13 protein-coding genes are annotated in these 24,328 nt (G+C 44.1%); 1 reads left to right on the forward strand and 12 read right to left on the reverse strand.

What is annotated here, in order from left to right; translation table 11 throughout:
* The 3 genes from HMPREF0373_RS01875 to HMPREF0373_RS15870 all read right to left on the reverse strand — a co-directional run.
* Positions 1-1,143, reverse strand: a 1,143-nt coding sequence (locus HMPREF0373_RS01875; RefSeq protein ID WP_021737861.1) for an aldo/keto reductase, incomplete at its 3' end; no start/stop codon positions are given.
* Positions 1,144-1,202: 59 nt separating this feature from the next.
* Complete coding sequence (locus tag HMPREF0373_RS01880) at positions 1,203-2,381, reverse strand: aldo/keto reductase (protein ID WP_021737862.1); 1,179 nt, start codon at positions 2,379-2,381, stop codon at positions 1,203-1,205.
* 15 nt (positions 2,382-2,396) lie between these two features.
* On the reverse strand, positions 2,397-3,401 hold the full coding sequence (locus tag HMPREF0373_RS15870) for an acyltransferase family protein (protein ID WP_081695176.1): 1,005 nt from the start codon (positions 3,399-3,401) through the stop codon (positions 2,397-2,399).
* Positions 3,402-3,796: 395 nt separating this feature from the next.
* Here HMPREF0373_RS15870 and htpG point away from each other — a divergent pair, with 395 nt between their 5' ends.
* The gene (gene htpG, locus HMPREF0373_RS01890; RefSeq protein WP_021737864.1) at positions 3,797-5,854 is read left to right on the forward strand and encodes a molecular chaperone HtpG; all 2,058 of its coding nucleotides are present in this window, start codon (positions 3,797-3,799) and stop codon (positions 5,852-5,854) included.
* Between the two features lie 169 nt (positions 5,855-6,023).
* On the opposite strand, the gene HMPREF0373_RS01895 is transcribed toward htpG, so the two are convergent.
* The 9 genes from HMPREF0373_RS01895 to HMPREF0373_RS01935 all read right to left on the reverse strand — a co-directional run bounded on the left by HMPREF0373_RS01895 (position 6,024) and on the right by HMPREF0373_RS01935 (position 24,290).
* On the reverse strand, positions 6,024-7,013 hold the full coding sequence (locus HMPREF0373_RS01895; protein WP_022035796.1) for a peptidyl-prolyl cis-trans isomerase: 990 nt from the start codon (positions 7,011-7,013) through the stop codon (positions 6,024-6,026).
* Positions 7,014-7,135: 122 nt separating this feature from the next.
* Complete coding sequence (locus HMPREF0373_RS01900; protein WP_021737866.1) at positions 7,136-7,399, reverse strand: hypothetical protein; 264 nt, start codon at positions 7,397-7,399, stop codon at positions 7,136-7,138.
* Between the two features lie 104 nt (positions 7,400-7,503).
* On the reverse strand, positions 7,504-8,064 hold the full coding sequence (locus HMPREF0373_RS01905; protein ID WP_044962598.1) for a Maf family protein: 561 nt from the start codon (positions 8,062-8,064) through the stop codon (positions 7,504-7,506).
* Positions 8,065-8,098: 34 nt separating this feature from the next.
* Positions 8,099-11,677 carry a helicase-exonuclease AddAB subunit AddA gene (gene addA, locus HMPREF0373_RS01910; protein WP_021737868.1) on the reverse strand — a complete coding sequence of 1,193 codons (3,579 nt, stop codon included), beginning with the start codon at positions 11,675-11,677 and terminating at the stop codon, positions 8,099-8,101.
* On the reverse strand, positions 11,667-15,110 hold the full coding sequence (addB, locus tag HMPREF0373_RS01915) for a helicase-exonuclease AddAB subunit AddB (RefSeq protein WP_021737869.1): 3,444 nt from the start codon (positions 15,108-15,110) through the stop codon (positions 11,667-11,669). The genes addA and addB overlap by 11 nt, the downstream gene beginning before the upstream one ends.
* 203 nt (positions 15,111-15,313) lie before the next feature.
* Entirely contained in the window at positions 15,314-17,476 is a 2,163-nt protein-coding gene (gene gnpA / locus HMPREF0373_RS01920; protein ID WP_021737870.1) for a 1,3-beta-galactosyl-N-acetylhexosamine phosphorylase, read from the reverse strand.
* A gap of 255 nt (positions 17,477-17,731) precedes the next feature.
* On the reverse strand, positions 17,732-18,562 hold the full coding sequence (locus tag HMPREF0373_RS01925; protein ID WP_022035802.1) for an undecaprenyl-diphosphate phosphatase: 831 nt from the start codon (positions 18,560-18,562) through the stop codon (positions 17,732-17,734).
* A gap of 82 nt (positions 18,563-18,644) precedes the next feature.
* Positions 18,645-19,475 (reverse strand): alpha/beta hydrolase, encoded by an 831-nt coding sequence (locus HMPREF0373_RS01930; RefSeq protein WP_021737872.1) that lies wholly within the window; start codon positions 19,473-19,475, stop codon positions 18,645-18,647.
* A 189-nt stretch (positions 19,476-19,664) separates the two neighbouring features.
* A complete protein-coding gene (locus HMPREF0373_RS01935) occupies positions 19,665-24,290 on the reverse strand; it encodes a transglutaminase domain-containing protein (RefSeq protein ID WP_021737873.1) in 4,626 nt (1,541 codons plus the stop codon).
* Positions 24,291-24,328 lie beyond the last annotated feature (38 nt).

A 24,328-nucleotide genomic window follows, 5' to 3' on the forward strand; every position in this document is an offset into this window, starting at 1 on the left:
GGAAGGAGAATTCTTGCTAACTTTTGTTAAAAGTTCCTCACTTACGTGCTCAAGTTCTGTACGAATCTGAATATGCTGCGGACATGCTTCCTCGCATTTTCCACATTTTACGCATTCATTTGCACGTTTCAGGCCGTGACCGCCTACCAGCCAGTTTTCCTGATGTAACGCCATATCTTTATCGCTATACAATGTCAGAGAATTCATCGCTGTAAAGGAACCTGAAATACCAATCTGCATCGGACAGACTTTTGCACAATAGTTACAGGATGTACACGGAATAAGCGAAATCTTGTTCAGTTCTTCCTGTGCCCGTTTTAATATCTGCATCTGAGTATCATTTAATCCATTGAAATTTTTCATATAGGACAGGTTATCTTTCATCTGTTCTACGTTGCTCATGCCGGATAATACGGTAATTACGCCTTCCAGATTTGCCGCAAAACGAACAGCCCAGGATGCAGCGGATGACTCCGGCTCTGCATCTTTTAATACTTTTACAACGGATTCCGGAGGAGTTGCAAGCATACCACCCTTTACAGGCTCCATGATGATCACCGGTTTGTCATATTTTCTTGCTACTTCATAACAGCCTCGAGACTGAATTGCTGAATTCTCCCAGTCTGCATAGTTAATCTGAAGCTGTACAAATTCCATCTCCGGATGTTCTTTTAAAATTGCTTCCAGTTCTTCCGGTGTGGAATGGAAGGAAAATCCTACATGTTTGATCAGTCCTGCTACCTTTTTCTCTGCCACCCAGTTCCACATATCAAATTTATCAAAATACTCAGTTCTAGCCTCACCCAGATTGTGCAGCAGATAAAAATCAAAATATCCGGCACCAGTCTGTTTTAAAGAGACATCAAACTGTGCATATGCTTCTTCTTTTGTCTTGCAGTTGATCCATGCCGCATTTTTTGTTGCAAGCTGGTAGCTTTCACGCGGATAACGCTCTACCAAAGCCTGACGAATTGCATCCTCAGAACCTGCATATGCCCATGCGGTATCAAAATAAGTAAATCCTGCATCCATAAACAAATCTACCATTTCTTTGGTCTGCTCAATGTCAATCACACCGTCTGTCTGTGGCAGACGCATCAGACCAAATCCAAGTTTTCGGATGTCTTCACCTAAATAACTCATAGCCTTTTTTCCTTTCTATTCTGTCAAGCCACCTATAAATGACTTTTTTTGTTACTATCTTACCACAGCTTAAATAACCGTATCGCCTTCCCTGCCAGCTTATACGTCACATTTTCCAGTTCTTTTGAGGCATGTTTCAGTTCTTCACGAATCGGGATCCCCTGCGGACAGTGCTGTTCACATTTGCCACATCCCACACACTGGGAAGCGCTGGTCGGTGTCTGCCGGAAAATCGTACATTGCATATATCCCTTTCGTGCCGTCTTTTTATTCTCACTGTAAATCAGATTATAAAAACTGAACGTGCCCGGGATATCCACATTTTTCGGACATGGCATACAATATCCGCAGCCGGTGCAGCCTACTTTCATGCTGTGGTTGATTGCATCCTTTAACTCATTGACAAAGGCAGTTTCTTCCTCTGTAAAAGCTCCTTCCCGGGTTTCTGACGCAATCCGGCAATTTTCCCGGATCATCTCAATCGAATTCATACCGGAAAGTACCGTTGTGACTTCCGGCTGATTCCAGAGCCAGCGAAATGCCCATTCTGCCGCACTGCGTCCGGATGGATGTGCAGTCACTTTCTGTTTTGCCTCTTCCGGCAACAGGTTTACCAACTTACCGCCCCGAAGCGGTTCCATGATCATCACCGGAAGTCCCTTTGACGCAGCATACTGCAATCCTCTTCGTCCTGCCTGACTGTTTTCATCCAGATAATTATACTGGATCATACAAAAATCCCAGTCATAAGCATCGACCAATTCACAAAAATCCTTTGTATTTCCATGATAGGAAAAACCGATCCGGTGAATCTCCCCGGATGCTTTCTTCTTTGCAATCCATTCTTCAATGCCAAGGTCTTTTAATTTTTCCCATGTTTCCAGATTCGTCAGCATGTGCATCAGATAAAAATCAATATAATTTGTCCTCAGTCTGCGCAGCTGCTCCTGAAATGTTTTTTCCAGGCCTGCTGCGGACTTGATCAGATAATGCGGCAGTTTATCTGCAATGTAAATCTGCTCCCGGCAGTGATTTTTCTCAAAAATCTTTCCCATGGCTTCTTCACTGCCGCTGTAAATATAAGCGGTATCAAAATAGTTAACACCAAGCTTCATCGCTTCCAAAATCTCGGCTTCTGCTTTTTCCAGATTGATTTTGCCATTTTCTTTTGTAAAACGCATACAGCCAAAGGCAAGCATGGAAACTGGATTTTTTTCTTTGTCATATCGATATTGCATATTCGTGCTCCTAACTTACTTTTTCCGATTCCCATAATACGGAATCGCAATTTTTCGCAGCAGCCGCTCAAACCCATCCCAGGATAGTCCCAGTGTCAGGCCCACTGAAATCAGCAGCTGCCATCCGATTTTATTAAATATCATGTCCTTAAACGGCATATACATCAGGATCAGAATGACAATTGTATGCAGCAGATAAATGCTGAGTGTATTTTTTCCAATTGTCTCAATCACTGGGATCCGTTTCGTTGGTACCCATACAATCAAAATCCAGATCCACAAAAAAGCAATGATCCATGCCAGAATCCGTGTATACCATGTATACACACCACCATTAAAACTCTCCGTTCCCCAGAATAACTTTCTTGTACTCACTCTGCTGACCAAAATAAATCCGGCGATGATTCCAACTGCCAGAAACATCGTAGCGATTTTAGCTTCTTTCGGATTTCTCTGCTTTCCATAATGAAGGAAGAATCCACCATCTTTTTCATAATATCCGGCAAGAAAAAACGGTAAAAAGTTCATAATTCTGGACATTGCCATAAAGTTTTCCGTATCCGGATTATAACCGATCACTATGCCAAGCACCATCGATAAAAGCAGATAGGCCACCCGGTGCCGCTTGTTTTTTGTGTCGAATACCGGCAGCAAAAGCTGATAAATGATCATTGCCATCAGATACCATAATGTCCAGCGCGGTGTAAAAAACTGCATATCTATTTTTACCGGATGTCCCCACATGACACTGTCCAGAATGAAATCCAGTAAAAAACGAAGTAATTGAAATACGATATACAATGGAAAAATCCTTGATAAAATCTTTTTTGGTTCTACTTTTGCAAAATACCCGGATACAAAAATAAAAGCCGGCATATGGAAACTGAAAATAATCTTATAGATAACATCCACTTCCGGCGTATCCGCAAAAGTACTGATCATATGTCCAAATACTACCAGAAAAATCAGCAATGCTTTTATGTTGTCAAAATGATAATTCCTCTCCCCAGCTATGCTTATTCACCCCTTTTTTATAGTTATCCCGTAGTGAGTATACCGTCTTTTTATAAAAACCGCAAGCAAGTTCAAGAAGTATCGCCCGCAAGCGGATTTACTTTTCTGTCCCCTTATGTTTATCCCTTCTTGAAGTAAGTTCAAGAAGTATCGCCCGCAAGCGAATTCACTTTTCTGTCCCCTTATGTTTATTCCTTCTTGAAACAAGTTCAAGAAGTATCGCCCGCTAGCGGGCTCTGTTAGCACTCATTTTTAAAGAGTGCTAATTTTCTATTGACTTTTCATTTTTCGAGTATTATAGTGTACTTATGCTTTCAGAAGTCCCTCTTTTCATCAGGATTTTTGAATCAAAAACGTTAATTTTTCAAAAATATTTATAAAAAGAAACAGGAGTGATAAGTATGAGTAACAAACACGGAAGTCTTTCCATTAACAGTGACAACATTTTTCCGATCATCAAAAAATGGCTCTATTCTGACCACGACATCTTCTATCGTGAGCTTGTATCCAATGGCTGTGATGCCATCACAAAACTGAAAAAACTTGATATGATGGGTGAATACACACTGCCGGATGATTACGAGGCAAAAGTAGAAGTACGTGTCAACCCGACAGAAAAAACATTAAAATTTATCGATAACGGTCTTGGTATGACTGCCGATGAAGTAGAAGAATATATTAACCAGATCGCATTTTCCGGAGCAACTGATTTCCTTGAGAAATACAAAGACAAATCCAACGATGATCAGATCATCGGTCATTTCGGACTTGGTTTCTACTCTGCATTCATGGTAGCTGATGAGGTTCATATCGATACCCTTTCCTATCAGGATGGTGCCACACCGGTTCACTGGGAATGTGACGGCGGTACAGAATTTGATATGAAAGACGGCAGCAAAACAACGGTCGGCACTGAGATCACCTTATTCTTAAATGAGGATTGTCTGGAGTTTGCCAACGAATACCGTGCAAGAGAAGTACTGACAAAATACTGCTCTTTCATGCCGACAGAGATTTATCTCGTAAATGAAACTGCAGAACCGGAATATGAAACCATTCTTCCGGAAGAGAAAACTGACAAAGATACCGTCATTGAGACAATTATCGAAGAAGCCAAAACAGAGGAAAAAGAAAACGAGAACGGCGAAAAAGAGGTCGTAGAAGTATCTCCGCGTACCGAGAAATTAAAAATCTTAAAACGTCCGGTTCCGATCAACGATCCGCATCCACTCTGGACAAAGCATCCAAATGAGTGCACAGATGAGGACTACAAAGAATTTTACCGCAATGTATTCCATGATTACAAAGAGCCATTATTCTGGATTCATCTGAACATGGATTATCCGTTCAATTTAAAAGGTATCCTTTACTTCCCGAAGATCAATACGGAGTATGATTCCATTGAAGGTACCATTAAGCTGTATAACAACCAGGTATTTATCGCAGACAACATCAAAGAGGTTATTCCGGAATTTCTGATGCTCTTAAAGGGTGTCATTGACTGCCCGGATCTGCCGCTGAACGTATCCAGAAGTGCTCTGCAGAATGATGGATTTGTAAAGAAAATCTCCGAGTACATCACCAAGAAAGTGGCTGACAAGCTCACAGGAATGTGCAAGACAGATAAAGAAAGCTATGAAAAATACTGGGATGACATCAGCCCGTTCATCAAATTCGGCTGTTTAAAAGATGAGAAATTCTGTGACCGTATGAACGACTACATCCTCTTCAAGGATATCAATGACAAATACATGACGCTTCCGGAACTTTTAAAAGAGAAAGAAGAAAAAGAAGCGGAATCAAAAGATGAAAATACCGATGATAATGCTGATAATACAGATGAGCAGAAAGATACCCGTGAGACCATCTACTATGTAACAGATAAGAACCAGCAAGGTCAGTACATCCGTATGTTTAAAGAGTCTGACATGAACGCTGTTATCCTCGATCACAACATCGATACTTCCTTCATCACTCAGTTAGAGCAGCGGAATCAAAATTACAAATTCATGCGTATCGATGCTGATGTAACAGATGCCCTGAAAGAAGAAGTATCCGAGGAAGAGATGAAATCTGCTCTGGATACACTGACAGAGACATTCCGCGCCGCCCTCGGCAAAGAGAATCTGGATGTAAAAGTAGAAAAATTAAAAGACGCTTCTATCTCATCCATGATCACCCTTTCCGAAGAAGGACGCCGTATGCAGGATATGATGAAGATGTACAATATGTACGGCATGGATCCATCCATGTTCGGTGGTAACGAGACGTTGATTCTGAACGTCAACAACAAACTGGTGCAGTACATCCTTGATCACAAAAATGGCGAGCATGTACCGATGTTCTGCAAACAGCTGTATGATCTGGCACTGCTGTCCAACCAGCCGCTTTCACCGGAAGCTATGACAGCTTTCATTAACCGAAGCAATGAGGTTATGATGATTCTGGCTGACAAATAGTCATTGACAGCATTTTATAAAATTTCATAAAAACCTATAAAAATGTAAATAGCCCCCGTATTTTTAAATACGGGGGGTCTTTATATTTGTTAAACTAGGTCTATCTTTTTCTAAACTTACTCTTTATAAAACAATTCCATGCCATTTTCAGAGTACATTCCTGGCTCATTTACTCTTTCGCGGAAAAATACTGCTGATATACTTCCATAAAGGATGCACTCTCAAGCTTCAATGAAGTATCCACTGTCACTTCTGACCAGACATCCTGATTTTCTTTGGAACTGAGCTGACTCATATAATCGGCATAAGTATCTGTCACCGCATCGGACATCCGCTTCTCCAGCACATCCATCTTGTGTGCCTCAGTCAGTTCTGCATCAAATGCACTGCTGCAATAAAAAATGTAATAGCCGCCGTCAATCTCAATGATATTTGAAACACCGCCATCTGTCAGTGCAAAAAGCTGCTGTGACACATCATCGGAAAATGTCGTGCGGTTCACATTGATATCTACGGTATCCGCTTCATTCGCTGTCTGAGCCAGCGATTCAAAATCTGCTCCTGCCTGAAGCTGTGCCATATAATCCTGTGCTTTTGCCGCATCTGCAGTATAAATCTGCTTGAATTTCATCACACGGGCCTCATCATCGCTGACTTCCTGATTCACTTCTTTCTTTAAAGTCTCATACAGTTTTTCTGCCAGCACATAACGCTCATATAATTTTTTTGCCTTTTTTTCACTGAGTCCGATATAATCCCGCTCCGTATCCTCCAGACCGTCCAGATAGGTCCTGGCTGCTTCTGCTACTTTTTTCTGTTCATCCTCAGATAAGGTCACACCCTTTTCAGAAGCGATCACATCCAACGTATAAACCTGTGCCATCTGTGCTAAGGTCAGATCTTTGATATAATCTTCCAGACTCTGCTCCTGGCCGTAATCATGCTCCCACATATCAATGCCGTACAGATTGCTGTATTCCTTCTGATAATTCATCAGAATTGCCCGGGCATCTTCCCGACTGCAGCTTTCTTTTCCTACTTTGAAAACCGGTTTTTCCAGAATGGTACTCACAGGATTACTGCATCCACCCAGGAATGCTGTACCCAACAGAATACCGGCCAGAACACCTGCTGTATTTCTTTTCATTTTACTCTTCAATCTATTATTCTCCTTGTTTCTGATATCCTGTTCCAGAATATCCGTAGCATGCCACTTCCCCACCGTTTCGTACTCTACGCACTTGAAGCAGGGGAATGCTCATTCTGCGTTCAGAATGTTTTTCAGGCATCCACCACCAGATATCGTCCATCCGGTAGCTTGAATACTTCATCCGCCTGCTCCAGCTCTTCTTTGCTCATACCGGAGATATCAGCTCCGCTCTCGTCAAAATATTCCCGTACTTCTTTCATATTTTTGCAAACAGCAGCCATGCACATATCCAGAAAATCTTCTGCTTCCTCCGGTGTCTCTGCTACTTTCTCCGGAAATAATTTTAACTGATCTCTCAAAAATGTCTCAATACATACTTTGTCATATTCGCTCATTGTCTTTCTCCATTCACTTTAATTTAAGAATGTCCACTGCATTGTTTTTAATATACCATTTATCGCTTTTTCCCGCAACAACTGATGCAAGAATTGCCTCGCCATTATTTCTGTAATTCATGATACAGACGTGCAATTGGCAGTCCCACCACGTTATTGTAATCACCGTGAATTTCACGGACGTACAGACCACCGATGCCCTGAATTCCATAAGAACCGGCCTTGTCCATCGGTTCCCCGGTAGCCACATATTTTGTTATTTCTTCTTCCGTCATCGGATAAAAAACCACATCCGTTTTTTCGTAAAAGCAACGGATTTCTTCGCTGCCATTTCCTTTTTTCCAGATGCATACACCGGTGTATACCTGATGACGATGATTCTGAAGCATGCCAAGCATCCGCTTTGCATCTTCCTCATCCTTGGGTTTTCCCAGAATCTTCTGGTCATATACCACGATGGTATCTGCGCCAAGGATCCATGCGTCACCTTCTGTTTTTCCTGCAATATCTGCCGCTTTCTGCTGTGCCAGCTGCATAACCGCAAGCTCCGGCAAATGCTCAGTGATTTTTTCTTCTCCCTGTGACGGGCATACTTCAAATTCTACGCCCAATTGAGACAACAGTTCCCGGCGTCTCGGGGAAGCAGATGCTAAAATGATTCTCATTTCTTTTTTCTCCAGTTCTTTCATATTTGTCCATTTACTGTATTACAATTTCTTCTGCCAGTGCAAAGGAATAGATCAATATTTCTTTTACGATTTTTCCAGCCCCAAAACGATTCAGCGCATCCGCATACAGTTCCAGCTGCTTCTTATAGCGGCGGATCAGTTCTTCGGCGTTATCTACCCGATCTGTCTTATAATCCAAAAGCACGATTCCGTCCTCCTCTTCCCAGAACACATCAATGATACCCTGTACAAGCACTTCTTCCTCTGGTTTGCTCTCTTCCCAGACAAGCTGTGCCGGAACTGACATAACAAACGGTTTTTCCCGTTCCAGCATACCGGCCTGCGCCGCGCTTCGCATCCGTTTTGCTGTATCGGTTTGCAAAAAGTCCCGAAGCTGTTTCCAGTTCAACCGTTTGGCGTCTACTTCCGTCATCCGTCCCAGCGTACACAGACGATCGATCTGGGTTTTCACATAATGCAGCCCCTGTTTCTCTGATACAAACTCCGGAAGTGCCGCGAAATCCAGGCATTCCAGAAAACGATGTACCATAGTTCCGTACAATGCACCGGCATTTTCTGATGCCTCCTGCACAAACCTTGGCAGATATGGCGTCGGTATCTCCTGTGGAAACAATGGTTCCGCCGTGTTCAGCGTCTGCTCTGCCTCCTCACTGCGCTCCTCCATGGCACGATGCTTCAGTTCGGACACAGATACTTTCTGCTTGTGCGTACCCATATCACGCCATGCATATTTCCAGGAAAATTTCTCTGTCAGTTCTTCTGTCTCTGCTTCGGATACATGCTGCAGTGCTTCCAGAATATTCCGGTGCTGTACCGCAGTATCCTGCAGCTGGCGCTGCTGTTCCGCCAACATCTGTTCCTCGTCCCAGATTGTATAATCATAGTTTTTATTTTCCAATCCAAGCACCGGAAGCACCCAGTCCCAGTAACATCCCGCATCATACCGGTCAGAAAACGGTACTTTCTGTGTTCTGTCATATCCGGTAAACTGCCCTTCCTCCGGCAGCTTGCAACTTCCCGCCAGAATCAGTTTCTCCTTTGCACGGGTCAGTGCCACATACAGCACACGCAGTTCCTCTCCCAGATTTTCCCGCTTTGCTTCCATGGAAAAAATCTGATGGATCAGCGTATTCGCTTTCGTCCGTTTCCCGCAGTCAAACCATTTCAGGCCGATACCGAACTCCGGATGGAAGATCATGCTGCTGTTCAGATCCTGTTCATTGAACGATTTTCCCATGCCACATACAAATACAACCGGAAACTCCAGTCCCTTACTTTTGTGAATACTCATCAGCCGCACGGCATTTTCCTGTTCACTGATGATCTCAGCCTCGCCGTAATCAATATCATATTTCATTAGCCGGTCAATGTAGCGGATAAAATGGAACAGTCCATGATAGCTGGTCTGTTCGTAAGCTACTGCTTTTTCCATCAGCATATCCAGATTTGCCCGGCGCTGTTCTCCCGCCGGAAGTGCCGTCACATAGTTGCGGTAACCGCTCTCATCGAGAATTTCCTGCAGAAGACGGTGGATCGGTGTATACGGAATCCGCCACCGATACTGCTGCAGCATTTCATAAAAACGTGCTACTTTCTCCGCCAGTTCTGCCTTGGCTGACTCATTGGAAACATACTGCTGCACACACTGAAAGAACGGCAGCCCCGGATCGGCAGCTCGCAGCTGTGCCATTTCATCTGATGTGAATTTTCCAAAATAAGACTTCATCACCGCAGCCAGAGGGATATCCTGGCTGGGATTGTCCAACACCCGGAGCAAAGACAACACGGTCTGTACCTCCGATGCAGAAAAATAGCCGGTTTTCGATGATACGATCAGCGGGATTCCCTCCTGCTCAAACACGTTCTGATAAACTTCTGCCCAACCGGACATGGAACGCAGCAAAATCACAATGTCTTTTAATTCCAGTCCCGGAATCTGCTGAGCATCGATCATCTGACGGATACGTCCTGCCACTGCAAAAGCTTCCTGCTCCCGACGTTCTGCACTGCTGCCATCCATCGGCACAAGAAGCAGCTCCGGTTTGCAGCATTCCGGCTTTTCATATTCCGGGAATACTGCTCCGGCATACAGCGCAGCTTCCGCATCATAGCCTACATTTCCGATATCCTGACCCATTAACGGATAAAAAATATCATTGACCGCATCCACCACTTCACGTCTGCTTCGGAAATTCCGATGCAGGTCAATGCGCTGTCTGCTGCTCTCCTCCACGGAAAAATGCTGATACTTCTCCATAAAGAGTTCCGGCCGGGCCAGGCGGAAGCGGTAAATACTCTGCTTGACATCACCTACCATAAACAGATTTTCCCTGCCGTTTTTCACACCGGAGACTGCCGTCAGAAGTGTTTCCTGCACATAATTGCTGTCCTGGTATTCATCGATCATAACTTCCTGATACTGCTGCTGATACTCCAATGCTGTTTCTGTTAGTTCCTTCGTCACCGGATCTACCAGAACCCGCAGGGCATAGTGCTCCACATCGGAAAAATCCAGCATATTTTTCTGCTGTTTCTCCAGGGCAAACTGCTTTGCAAAAGCCTGTGTCACGAGCACAAGCATCCGCACCATCCCGGAAGTCTGGTTCAATCGCTGCAGCTGTGTCTCCAGCGGTGAGGCAAATATTGTTTTTTTCCATTTCACGATCTGGTCCTTTATCCGGTCCCTTCCGGACTTCACGGCATCCTTTTTCTGTTCACTGCCTTCATACTTTTTCGCCCGGCCAATGTTTTTGAAATTTATCCCGGTAATTGCCGCCTGCCACTGCGAAAAATGCTCACACTCCTGCAGCGCATACAACTGATACAGATCATCCTGAACAGATGCTTCATACATATATGGTCCATCCGCGTCCCGGGTCAGATCCAGCAGATGCTCCAGTGCACGGATCAGATCTCCAACCCGCACTTTCATATAGGAAAGAAAATCCTGCATCCACGGCTTTTGCTCCAGTGTTTCCTCATCTGCCGCCTCATACTGCTGCACACAAGATTCCAGCCATTCCTCCGGCCATGGATAACTCTCAGAATAATGAAATAGTTTCAGCACCATTTCTTTGATCTGCAGATCATTTTTTGCCTGAGAATAGCTATCCGCAAACCGCAGAAATTCCGGATCTGCTTTTTCATAAAACTCCTCCAGAACCGCCTCGCAGACATCTTCCCGAAGCAATTTCAGTTCTCCTTCGTCGGCAATACGAAATCCCGGTTCCAGATCGATCTTGTGAAAATGATCCCGCAAAATCCGGATACAGAAGCTGTCAATGGTGGTGATCTGTGCATTGTGCACCAGTGTCAGCTGTCGCTGCAGATGCTGATTATAAGGATCTTTCTCTAATGCCGCCTCAATGGCAGTGCCCACACGTTCCCGCATTTCCGCAGCCGCTGCATTGGTAAACGTCACCACCAGTAAACGGTCAATATCCAACGGATGCACTTCATCCATCACCATAGAAATAATGCGCTGCACCAGTACCGCAGTTTTTCCGGAACCGGCGGCCGCAGACACCAGAAGGCTCCGGTTTCTGAGTTGAATCACTTTTTCCTGTTCTTCCGTCCATTTAACACTCATCGGAATCGCCTCCTTCCCGGTAGATATTCGCCCACACTTCATCCGTAGATAATTTTTTATTTTTCCGAAACGTATATCCTTCCACTTTTGGATCAAAACCACACACACTGTGATACGGGCAGTGATCACACCCGGTTTTGCTTTCCATCTGATATGGCCGGATATCGATATCTCCCTTCAGGATTTGCTCTGCTGCCCCACAGATTTTCCGATTAACAAAAGCTGTCAGCGCCGTAAAATCCACCAGAGCGGCACCGGAAGTTCCCCGCTTGCTGACACTTCCGTCTTTGTTCAATGTCAGGGGAATGACTTCCGATTTTCCCTGAAGTCCCACATCCATCTGCTCATATGCTTCCCGCTCCAGACTGACCAGACCGTTCAGGCGCAGTTCACCCAGGATATGCTCCATGATTTTTTCCTCATCCTCACCGTCCGCTTCCACCATCGGATCATCCATCCGATAGTAAAAAATTCCGGCCGGAACGATTTTTTTTCCCGGATGCTCCTTTTTCAGCTGTGCCATTGCTGCATTCAGATATACCACAAGCTGTAACTGCTGACCATAATACAGATTCAGCAGCTGAAACGTCGTCTTTCCGGATTTATAATCAATGATACGGACATACACGGCCTCTTCTGTCTCACGGGTGTCCATACGGTCAATTTTCCCTACCAGACGCATTTTATGCTCTTCATCCAGTATCATATTCTGTACATTCAGTTCATTTACCTGCATAAAATCCACTTCATACCCTGCAGGTTGAAAGGTTCCATGCCGGATCTGCTCCGTCAGTGCCCAGATACTGCGCTTCATGATACGATAAATCCGTTCCAGCACATATGCACTTCTGGCTGACTCCAGCAGAGATTCATTCGGCATAGACAATACGGCATCCTGCATGGCTGCCTTCAGCAATTCTTCCTGCTGTGTCTCCGTGACAGAATACCAGTCATAGGATTTTTCCAGATTTTCACAGTAACGCTGCAGGATCTCATGGAACATACTGCCCATATCCAGTGCCGCAAAACTGTAAGTTTCACGTTCTGAAAGCTTTAGTCCATATTCCAGAAAATGTGCATACGCACAGCGGGCAAACAGTTCCAGTCGAGTCACTGAATTTGTCAGAATCGTACCGTAAAGCTGCCGCGCAGTCTCTACGGCAAGCTGTTCCCCGGTAAACTTTGAAAAAGCTGCCGCAAACAGTTCCTGCACCACCGGTTCCCACACCTTGGAATTCTTCAGATACTGATGCAGTGCTTTCCACTCTTCCGTCACCTCGCCATCTCTGGCTGCCGTCAGTCCCGTCAGATACGCATCCAGACTACTCTTCGCTGTCAGTGGTTCAAAGGCTGTTCCTGCCTCAATCTCCTGCACCTGCAGACCGGCAAAAAGTTTCTGCAGCGTCCCAATCAGATAAGAAGGCCGTGCTGCCTTCTGCTTTGCATCCATCCGGGCATATGTCAGGCACAGTGCCTCCGATGGCTTTGTCATATTCAGATATAGATAAAACCGCTGCAAAAAAGATTGCTCCCTTGCGGTAGGAGACAACTGCAGTTTCTGCTCTTCGATCAATTCCCGGTCATATTGAGACAAAATACCGCCGTTTGCCGTACTTTTCGGAATCATACCGTCATTGACGCCCAGGAAAAACAACACCTTGATTCCCTCCAGACGGGTTCGTTCAATATCACCCAGGATCACACAGTCTGCTCCCGGCGGAATCGCACCGACTTTTGCCGACGCAAACCCTTCTTCCAGAACATCTGCATAATCCCGGACGGAAAGTATTTCTTCTCCCAGCAGATCCACCAGTTTGTCCAGCAGATCCACCACAATTTTGTAAATCTGACGGTATTGAGATGCCAGGAGTTCCTCTCCGGCTTCCTCAAAAGCCTCCTGTGCCTGATGAATCTGCTCCTCCAGTTGCAGTTCTGTCAAAAATTCATACAGGCCACGGGTCAGTTCCGCCACAGTTTGCTCCTGTCCTGATGCAATCTCATAAAAAGGCGCTATCTGTTTCCAGAATCTTTCCCTCAGCTGATCAGCCCGCGCCAGTTCCTGCTGCAGCACATCTTCCTCCACGCGGATCCTGCCGGTGTGACGCATGGGTTTCAGGAATTTTTTCTTCCAACGGGAAGCTCCCCGGATTCCCCTGGCCAGCACATAGTTTTCCAGAAAATCTATATCTGCTTCTGCAAATCCGGACAGACCGGTACGCAAAAAACGAAACACACTTTCATAGGAAAAATCTTTTTCTACAATCTCCAATACCGCACGGATCAGTTCAATGCAGGGATGATACAGAATCGATGACTTCATATCCACAAAATACGGAATGTCATACAGTGAAAAGACTGACTGTGCATATTTTTCATAACATTCCACATCGCCGCATACAATGGCACACTCGCCATAACGATAACCCTGACTGCGCATCTGTTCTGAAATCTTCCACGCTGCAAACTGTAATTCCTCCCGGGGAGTCGCCAGGGAATAAATCTGCAATTCCTTCTGACAGTCTCCGGCATATTGCTGCGCTTTCACCCGGAACAGATTCTGCTCTAGATGCTGCAGCACCGGCGTCTGTGCCAGACGACTCTGTTTTCCCGGTTCCAGAAAAACTGCTTCTTCCAACGGAAACTGTTCTTCTCTGGCCGCCCGCAGCAGTGCAGCTGTCATTTTCCGGCTCATATAAAACAGATCCTGCATGCCGCAGTCCGCCAGCGGATCTTCCCGTACATCCAGTGTCACCGTCACATACATATCTTTCACCACATGCATACAGCGATGCAGCAGCTTCATCTGTACCGGTGTAAATCCGGTAAACCCGTCAAAGGCAAAGACAGCTCCCTTTAAAAGCTGTGATTCCTCTGCCGCATCAGCCAGAACATCTAATACACGTTCTGCGGTCACATACTGCCCCCGCAGATATTCCTCAAAAGCTGCATACATCGTATGCACATCTGACAGTTTGTAATACAGATTGGATTCCGGCTTCAGATCTCCAAGGAAATCCTCCAGTTCCTCCACGGAAATATCATACTGCATCAGCTCGGAGATCATGGATTTCAACTCATTAATATACCCCATCTTCCGGATATTTCCACGCAGCACGGTCAGATTCTTTCCCTTTTCTTCTGCAATTTTACGCAGCACCAGACTTTTTCCTGTCTCCTCCATAACTGTATTCTGAATGCCAAGTTCATCAAAAATACGGTACGCCAGACGTTCAAAACTGACTACATCAATATTGACAATGACATGATTCTGTGACCGTTGCACCAGTTCCCGCTGCGCTTGCATCGTAAACTGTTCCGGCACAATAACATAAAAATTACGTCTGCGGTCTGCCTGCGCCATCTGAATGACTTTTTCATAAATATAGGTTGATTTTCCACTGCCGGAATTTCCGTAAATCAGTTGTAATGCCATAAATTGTGCTCCTGTTCCTGTAAAAAAATGTACTCCCACTTGTAGTTCGCTTTTTAATCACGAAAAATGGAATCTCTTCTCGACTGAGATATATGGTACCATGTTTCCCTGTTTTAGGCAAGAAAACGGGAGCGCACAAAAGAAGGCGACAGCTAAAAAGCCATCGCCCTCTGTATAGACTATAATTGCAGATCAATCACACTTTAAATCTCATACCATTTAATTTCATTTGCGTCCAAATGAAGTTCAAAACTGCTTCCATCTCCACGGTATACAACAGTATCCTGTGGCTCATATGTATTATTTACCACACAGTATTTGCCGTTTGCCACATATGCATGTACATCCACATTGAAGTTTTCAGAGTACCATTTTCTCAGGTTCTCTTCGTCATGGCAGCTGTACATTACACTTCGATGGAGAATTCGTGCATTTTCGAAAGAATACGGAAGACCGCTGATGTAAACGGAACGTCCTTTTCCAAACTCATGCACTGCCATCTGAACTTCTTTGTCACGCTGAACCAGAATCTCTGTATCTTCGCGTGCAAACATGTTCTTCTTGCCTTCACCGAAATCCACATCTTTTGTGCAGTCCTGTAAAATGAAATGCTCCGGATGATTCTCCCAGTTATATTTGTCATAATTTAAGGTAAATCCGGTTTCTTTCTCCACACCGATCACATTGCCAAGCTGAATGTATCTGCCCTGATGCTGATGACCGGTCGGCTCACCGACACCGATAAATCCGCCTCCGTTGTATACAAATCTCTGGATTGCTTCCACGATCTGCGGATCTTCCCACTCATAACCACCGGTATGTGCGGTATCACCGTCACCAACATTGATAATTACATCAATGTCATTTAAAATATCTGCATTTGCACGAATGTCATCAAAACTGATGAATTTTACATCATACGGTGCACCACTTAATGCCTCGATCACACCTGCGTAGCTATAATTCTGTTTCTGATACAGTGCATGATGTACCATGTGACAACCCCAGGAACGCATTTTACCCCAGCTGTTCAATACAGCCACAGTCTTTACGCAGTATGGTGTAGTACCTTTTGCATTTTCATACAGTAAACGGAACTCATCGCAAACGCTCTCGATATAATCAACGAAATCCGGGAATTCACAGGCAAGTTTTAAATATCCGCCGTATCCGATACGATCGATCGGTTTACGAAGAATTGCTCTTCTGGCTGTTACCCAGTTTTCTTTTGCTTCTTTTACCGGATCTCCACCTTCATGGAAAGTATCCGGGAAGAAATATGGTAAAAATCTTCCTTCTCTGTATTTTACACCTTCCACATCACTGATCAGACGCAACGTAGAACCATTTCCTACACTTCCTACCAGTGCATCCAGTCCGATGGTTTTGAACTCATCCATAAACGGCTCTGTTCCAATCCAGTGATCGCCGAGGAACATCATCGCTTCTTTGCCTTCCTCATGGGTAATATCTACCATTTCTTTTGCAAGTTTTGCAACTTCACGGCGCTGGAAAGCCTGGAAATCTTTGAACTCTTTGGATGGGATACGATACTGATTATTGAAATATCCCTGATCAATGATATATTCCGGACGGAATTTGTAGCCAACTTCTTTTTCAAACTGATCCAGAATGTACGGGCTTACACTGGCTGAATAACCATACCAGTCAACATATTTTTCTCTCGCCAGTTCATCAAAAACAAGTGTAAACTGATGGAAAAATGTTGTATAGCGGATAACATTTACATGTGGATTTGCCTTGCAGAATTTCCGCAGACGCTCCATACTGAATTTGTGAGTCTTTGGCTGACGCACATCAAAGGTAATCTGATGCTCTACATCTTTCCAGTCATTGACAACGGCATTGTACATATGTACCGGATCCCACATGATATAAGCCAGAAAACTTACGGTGTAATCATGGAACGGAATGGCCGGAGCAATGGTCACATCTCCTGTCTCTTCGGAATAAGACCAGTCATCGCAGCTTACCACTTCACCGGTTGTACGGTCAACAACTTCCCACCAGCGTCTGATGTCATCATGGCTGTTTACTTTCAGCATTTCCGGATAAATTCCGCTCATCAGATGAATGGAAAGTGTATCAGATTCTGCAGTATAGAACTTTGTCATAATATAGCACTGCTGAATCTCATCCGGATTTGCTTTCGCCCACTCATTGTCCTTTCTTGTTGTATAATAAGTAGAATATACTTTCGCATCTACATCTTTTAATCCTTCCGGATAATCAGTTCCATCGCAATCACGAATGGCATCTGCCCCCCAGCGTTTCATCAGTTCCAGTGTCTCCGGAACGACATCCACATCTGTTGGAATCGTAACACGTCCTTTCGTTTCTCCCATCTCATTTTCCTCCTCATATTATTGGCAGACTTCTCAATCTGGCCGACTATAATTATTCTACCATTTATTTCTGTTCATTTCATCCGATATTTGTACACTAAATTCTGTAGAACTTGTAAAAAAAAGAAGTAGTTGTGAATCATACCGTTTTTTTATGGCTAATTATGTAGGCTATGAAAAGGCAGAGTCAGAGTTGTCTCGGTCGCTAACAATCGCTCCCTGAGAAAACTCTGACTCTGCCTTCTTGTACAGTACTTATCTGGCTGCAAGGAAATATCCGATAACCGCAATACCAAGTATGATGCGATACCATCCAAATACTTTGAAATCATGTTTCTTAATGTAGGACATCAGGAACTTGATTGCAATAATGGAAAGTACAAACGCTACGATCATACCAATTGCAAGTAACGCAACTTCTGCGGAATTAAATCCACCATTGTATTTCAGAATCTTGATCGCACTTCCGCCAAACATGGCCGGCACTGCAAGAAAGAACGTAAATTCTGCTGCAGCGGTTCTGGAAATACCAAGCATCAGGGAACCAACGATGGTAGAACCGGAACGGGATGTTCCCGGAAAAATTGCGGCGATCATCTGGAACACACCGATCAAAAATGCCTGACCATAGGAAATATCATCGATAGAATCTATTTTTGCTATTTTATTTTTATTTGAACGCTCTATGATAATAAATACAACACCTACCAGGATCAGCATGATCGCTACGGTCTGATAATTGTAAAAATATTTCGTAAACACGTCATCCCAGAGGATTCCAACCACACCGGCAGGAATAGATGCCACAATGATTTTTACCCACATCTTGCATTTTCTGCGGCTGATATGTAAGCCATGCTTTGTAGACAGCGGAATCAGCTTATTCCAGTAAATAACTACTACCGCAAGAATTGCACCCAGCTGGATCACTACCAGAAACAAATCCAGAAATTCTTTGCTTACATTTAATTTTACAAATTCATCAAGCAAGATCATATGGCCGGTACTACTGATTGGAAGCCACTCTGTAATACCTTCCACAACGCCAAATAAAATCGCTTTTAATACTTCGATCATTGTTAACATGTCAAAAAATCCTTTCATAATTTATTATCTACTTAATTTTTATGCCTAGAAGATTCTAACATGCTTCCCACAATATCTCAACTTAATTTTTTATGAGTATTTCTTCCAACCAGGTCTGTGCCAGACCGATCCAGCTCTGACACTCCTTTTGCACACCGATTCCGTTGGCACGACAGGTTTCTTCATTTGCCAGAGAAAGTCCGTGTCCTCCCACCGGGTAAATATGTAATTCTGCGGAAACACCCTGCTGCAGACAGGCTTGGAAAAAATAAAGTGAATTTTCCACCGGTACCGTTTCATCCGTTGCTGTATGCCATAAAAACGTTGGTGGTGTATCTGGTGTCACCTGATTTTCCAAAGAAAGTTCATCCTTTTTCTCTTCATACTGTTCTCCCAGCAAATTACGGAAAGACTCTTCATGCGCTTTTTCTCCGGAAGTAATCACCGGGTAACACAATAATAAACCGGCAACACAAAGCCGTTCTGGATCATTCTCCATCCCCATGAGCTTTGTCAAAAATGGGCTGTTCCAGGCAATGCCATAATTGGCAGCCAGATGTCCTCCTGCAGAACATCCCTGTACAACAATCTTCTCCGGATCAATATGGTATTCATCCGCATGCTCTTTCAGATACAGTACACTCTCTGCCACCTGCAGCAACGCTGCCGGATAACGTACCGGGCAAACACTGTAACGCAAAACAGCAACATGATAGCCCATAGCAAGAAACTGCATGGCCATCGGTTCTGCCTCCCGGTCGGAAGTCATTTCGTAGCCGCCGCCCGGGCACATCAGAATGACCGGACGTTTTTCGTCCGGGCGCATCTCAATGGAACTGTCCAGAAAATAAGTGTATAAATTACCGACAGCTTCCATGCCGCGGGCTTTGATTTCAATTTTTTTGTGTATCATGTAAAACCTCCTAATAATAACAATCCAACTACATCAGTAAAAGAAAAAATACTTTTAATACTCTGTTTATTATATTAGCATCCTTCGTTTTTCACAAGTTATTCCGGAGTCTTTCTACGGGATACCCATAATAGTAAAGCGGACATTCGCAATCCGTTAGAAAAGAAATCGTAGAGAGATCATAGCTTTTTACCAAAGTAACTCTGTTTTATTGATATGATCATAGATGCGCTTCCAATCCTTCATATTCACCGTACCATCACCGTTTACATCACCACACTGCAGTGCGTATTCTGTCAACAATTCTGTTTTGTTTATATGCGCATATACTCTATTCCAATCTTTCATATTTATTTTTCCGTCACCGTCGAGATCACCCTTCAAATGAAGAACCACCGGCTGTTCCACCGGTTCAGATCCAACTGTAACTGCATATTCTCTGGTCACATGATGATTTTTCGACACTCTTAATGTATATGTGCCTGCAGCCACACCGACGAAAGAATAATTCAGTTCTATCTTTCCTTCCTCATTTTTCACTCCGGTCAATTCAGCCATGTGCTCTGTCACTGTTTCTCCGTCTTTGACCAGCTCTGCTGTAATACTGTCCGCTTCATTTCCAAAGCACAGAATACTGCCACTCACTGTGACACCGTTCGGCGTAACGGACAGGATAAACTCTCTTCCAAGATTTTCATATCCGTACCGGAAACCGCCGGTATAACCGAGTTCGACAGCCACCTCAGAAATATGTGCCGTAAGTGCTGTGATAAATTCTGACTTGTCGCCGGTCACATAAATTCTTGTAGTTCCATTGCCGTTTCTAAGCAGATTTGCTACCGCACCCACATCAAAAGCCGGAAGTCTGCCACCGTTTACAAAGAAATAATCCGCTGCTTCACTCTTGCATGTTGGCAAAGCATATGCCGTCGTGTCAATCGTATGATCTTCACTGATTGCATCTGTCGTCTTGTTGAAATATGCGTAGAAAATGTGTTCGCCCTGATCGTCCCATACAGTATCTACATGATAATAATCACCAGCTACGCGTACCACATTCCATGCATGGCCTTCTGCTGTGCCACTGACCGGATTCGTACTGCTTCCGGTAATGAGGAATGATTGCATACCAGCTTTCTGCAACAGATACTGGAATGCCTTCGCATATCCTTCACAAACTGCCTTTCCATCTACAAGGGCACCATATGCATCATGTGCATTTGCAGCACTTCCATCATACGTTACCTGATCAGCCAGGCGGTCGTGCAACATTTTTTCACGTTCATATTCGCTCATCGATGAGGTGATACCACCAAGCATTTCTGAAACAGCTTTGGAAAACGCTGCTTTAGCTGAAACAAGTGTTGCACCGGACATTGTATACTCCGGCATTACTTCCAAAACAGTATCGGTATTATAGTTGATACTGTATCCGCTTCCAAGCCAGAAATGTTCTGTATGATCACGTCTGTATGCATCGAACACCGTCTGCAATTCTTCCTTTGTAATAGCAGTTGTACCATTATAAATACGGATGGTTTCTGCACTGTTTTCTACACCGCGCACGATCTGATCATACGCATAAAGCAGAGCCTCTTTGTTTGACAGTGCGGAAAGTGCATTTCTTCCATAATACTCGATGGGACTTCTCACCAGAAGGAACGGGGAAAAACTATCCACATCAAAGGTCACGGTTCCGTTTTCTACATCAACGGAAATCGGTTTGTATCCTACGCCATAGATTTCTTTTCCTTTTGCAGCTATATGAATAATATTCATCCGTCCATCCAGAAGAGCCTGTGCATTTTCTTTTCCTACCTTTAATGTGACGGTCGCTTTTTCTCCGTCTGCAAGTGTGTACTCTGTGCCATCAGGATTGGTAAGTGAAATATCGTAAATATGTGCGATTTCATAACCTTCTGCTGCTTTTAAGCAATATTCAAAATATGGTGCAGCTTCTCCGCTGTCGCCCTCAACTTCAACCACAGTCAATTTCACCCCATTCGGTGTACCATTTACCACGCCATTTTGATTGATGAGGATCGGAACCTGTGGTGTGTCACAAGTGCATCGCTCACTCTTACAGGACTTGTCGGTTTCCGGAAGTGTACACTTTCCGCAGTTTTTACATGCATGTACACAATAACGATCCAGTTTTTCGATCGGTTCTGTTTTCTTAGTGCCGCACACGGTACAGGTAAATGTTTTCTCGCCTTCTTCCACATAATTAGGCTCTTTTGTCACAATCCCCTCATTCCATACGTGCTCGGTGCAGACTTCTGTTTCACCTGTGATCGTAATATTGGCCGGATATGCCATTTCTCCACTTCCCGGTTTTCCGCCTTTTTTGTCATCCGCCTGCGATGTGATTTCGAAATAAGTTCCATAATCATTTGCTTCTTTCCGTGTGATTTCTGTCCCGGTTTCTGTATCTGTCACTACCCAGCTCTGTACTTTCAATGCATTGGTCGGATCCGGCATAACACGTACATAATTACCATCCGCCACACGGATATCCGATACATACTCACTTTCTTCATTACTGATAAATCCATTCACGACTGTAATATTGTGGTTCATAATTTCCGGAAGTGTCGGGCTATCACTCCAGACTGCAATAATACGGTTAGTATCATAATCATCCGAAACGGTTGTTGTATAAGTGTCTTCCGTAGAAAGAATCGTAAATTGCTCTCCGTTCATGCCATACTCTGACTGACACCAACCAATGAAATATGGATAAGCTGCACTGTCACTGCTTTCCGTAGTCAGTGTGATCTGTGTTCCAATCGGAAAATAACCTCCACTGAACGCTTCCCCGTCTTTTTTCACGACACCGTTGCGTGCATTTGCAGAAAAATACATTTCTTTCTCTTTGTACGTCATGGTATATTCGCCGTCCGCAGACGGTGTGAACGTATAATTTTCTACTTTGTTGCCATTCTGATCGATAAATTGATCGGTTTGCTTACCTTCCGGGATCAGAGAACTGTCACTGGATAAACGGATTTCCTTTCCATAGATGACATCGCCCTCTGTGTAAGGTTCACTCCATTTGTACCATCCGGTAGAAATCTGATAATATCCGCCATTCACTTTAATGTGATAATAATAATCTTTGAAAACAGCTCGCAGTTTCGTCACATCAGACACAGAAGGTGTCCAGCTTTCCTGATCGGAACAATACTCATATTTCTTTGTATCAAAATTGTATTTTTCCCAATGACTGAAATATTTTCCCTGCTGTGCATTATATGGCTTAACTGTGCGGCTCTCCTCATTGGATTCCTCTGAGATCATACCAAAATAAAGGCTGTCCCAGCTCTCATCCTCATAAGTACCGTCTGTCACCTGATAACTGTACCAGGTAATTTTGTCACGCTCCGGCTCACTGAATGGAAACTCGTCTAATTCTTCGTTACACTTTAATTCCATGGAATCTCCAGGACCGACATACTGAAAGACACAGACATTATTTTCATCTATATATAAGTAAGGATGTCTTGAACTGCCATTATTATATTCATATTCAGTAAGTGGTGTCTTCCAGCCGGGACGGGTTACATTTTCCTTTATTTTTTTCAGTTTACTGCGTGTATACTCATCATTCCACAGTTTCTCAAAATATTGGCTGCCACTGTACTCGGATGTCAGCATGGAAGAATGACGCCCATTATCGTAAGTGGAAAGCAGCGAAGAAGAATTGATCAGCTTCAGAAATTCTTCCCGGTTGTCCGCATAAGTGACGATTCCGTAATAATTGCTGTCCGCGGTGCCGTAACGTGTGCCGGCTTTGATATATACCGGGCTGTGTTTGCCATGATCGAACCACAAAAACTCAAACCGGTAGGAACAGGTTGCTTTTTTTACTGCATAATAATACGCATGGTCACTGCTATAATGTTCCTCCACACGCGCCTGGTTCAGCGACGAACCGGAAGAATATGGCGATGTCCGCTCATATGTAAAATGCTGTACCTTTCCGCTGGTTCCCGGAAGTGAAGAGACAAGATACTCGGAAGGTTCCTGCTCAAATCCACATTCCGTACATTTCAGATGCCGTTTACCGGGTTTTCCGTCAACCGCAGGTTCATCAATGATATAATCCGATTCCTTCGGACTGGATGGGTAAGTATGTTGCCCACTTTTTTGGATAATTTCATATTTTTTTGCACCACAAGATGCACATGTGTAAGTCTTGACGCCATCTGTCAGATGGGTTGCCTCCGTAGTAACGACACCGGCATCCCACCAGTGGCTGACCGTTTCCGTATAAGAACAATCCTGGCATATTTTCCGATGACTCTTATCATCAATACGCTCATAACGACAATTATTGTGATAGCCGTTTCTGACAAAGCGATACTCTTTCAGTCCCTGTTTCTCATCAGAACGTACCTGAATCGACGGATCATCACATTGTTTTCCCTGGACGAAAGTTTCCCACTCTCCATAATTTCCTGTCACATCTTTGAATACCGGATAAAATGCCGTATCGCGTTTTACAAGCAGCCGGAACGTTTTTTTGGGGATTTCTGTTCCATCGGCACTTTTCCAACAGTCAAAGGTCTTGCCCGGGAACTGACTTTCATCTAACTGAATCGTCAGGACGGAATCAGCAGGTGCTGTTTTGTGAAACGTATCTTCCCTGTCTGCATAAGCGATCGTTCCACCATATGCTGCAACTGTATATTCGGCAGGAGCAGTTCTGTCTGATGCTGCAAAAACACTGGCCGGCAAAAGGCCAAATAACAATACGATGGACAGAACAAAACTCAGCAACCTTTTTGGTATTCTTTTTCTTTCTTTTTTCATGTACAACCTCCAAAAGTAAAAAAAGGTGCGGCGGCGTT

The sequence above is a fragment of the Eubacterium ramulus ATCC 29099 genome (assembly GCF_000469345.1).
Classification (GTDB): Bacteria; Bacillota; Clostridia; order Lachnospirales; family Lachnospiraceae; genus Eubacterium_I; species Eubacterium_I ramulus.

Bases quoted from the DNA above. Each gene is read 5' to 3' on its own strand.
- htpG (WP_021737864.1), top strand. From the start codon at position 3,797: ATGAGTAACAAACACGGAAGTCTTTCCATTAACAGTGACAACATTTTT.
- HMPREF0373_RS01930 (WP_021737872.1), bottom strand. From the start codon at position 19,475: ATGATACACAAAAAAATTGAAATCAAAGCCCGCGGCATGGAAGCTGTC.
- HMPREF0373_RS01925 (WP_022035802.1), bottom strand. From the start codon at position 18,562: ATGTTAACAATGATCGAAGTATTAAAAGCGATTTTATTTGGCGTTGTG.
- HMPREF0373_RS01935 (WP_021737873.1), bottom strand. From the start codon at position 24,290: ATGAAAAAAGAAAGAAAAAGAATACCAAAAAGGTTGCTGAGTTTTGTT.
- HMPREF0373_RS01880 (WP_021737862.1), bottom strand. From the start codon at position 2,381: ATGCAATATCGATATGACAAAGAAAAAAATCCAGTTTCCATGCTTGCC.
- HMPREF0373_RS01900 (WP_021737866.1), bottom strand. From the start codon at position 7,399: ATGAGCGAATATGACAAAGTATGTATTGAGACATTTTTGAGAGATCAG.
- gnpA (WP_021737870.1), bottom strand. From the start codon at position 17,476: ATGGGAGAAACGAAAGGACGTGTTACGATTCCAACAGATGTGGATGTC.
- addB (WP_021737869.1), bottom strand. From the start codon at position 15,110: ATGGCATTACAACTGATTTACGGAAATTCCGGCAGTGGAAAATCAACC.
- HMPREF0373_RS01905 (WP_044962598.1), bottom strand. From the start codon at position 8,064: ATGAGAATCATTTTAGCATCTGCTTCCCCGAGACGCCGGGAACTGTTG.
- addA (WP_021737868.1), bottom strand. From the start codon at position 11,677: ATGAGTGTTAAATGGACGGAAGAACAGGAAAAAGTGATTCAACTCAGA.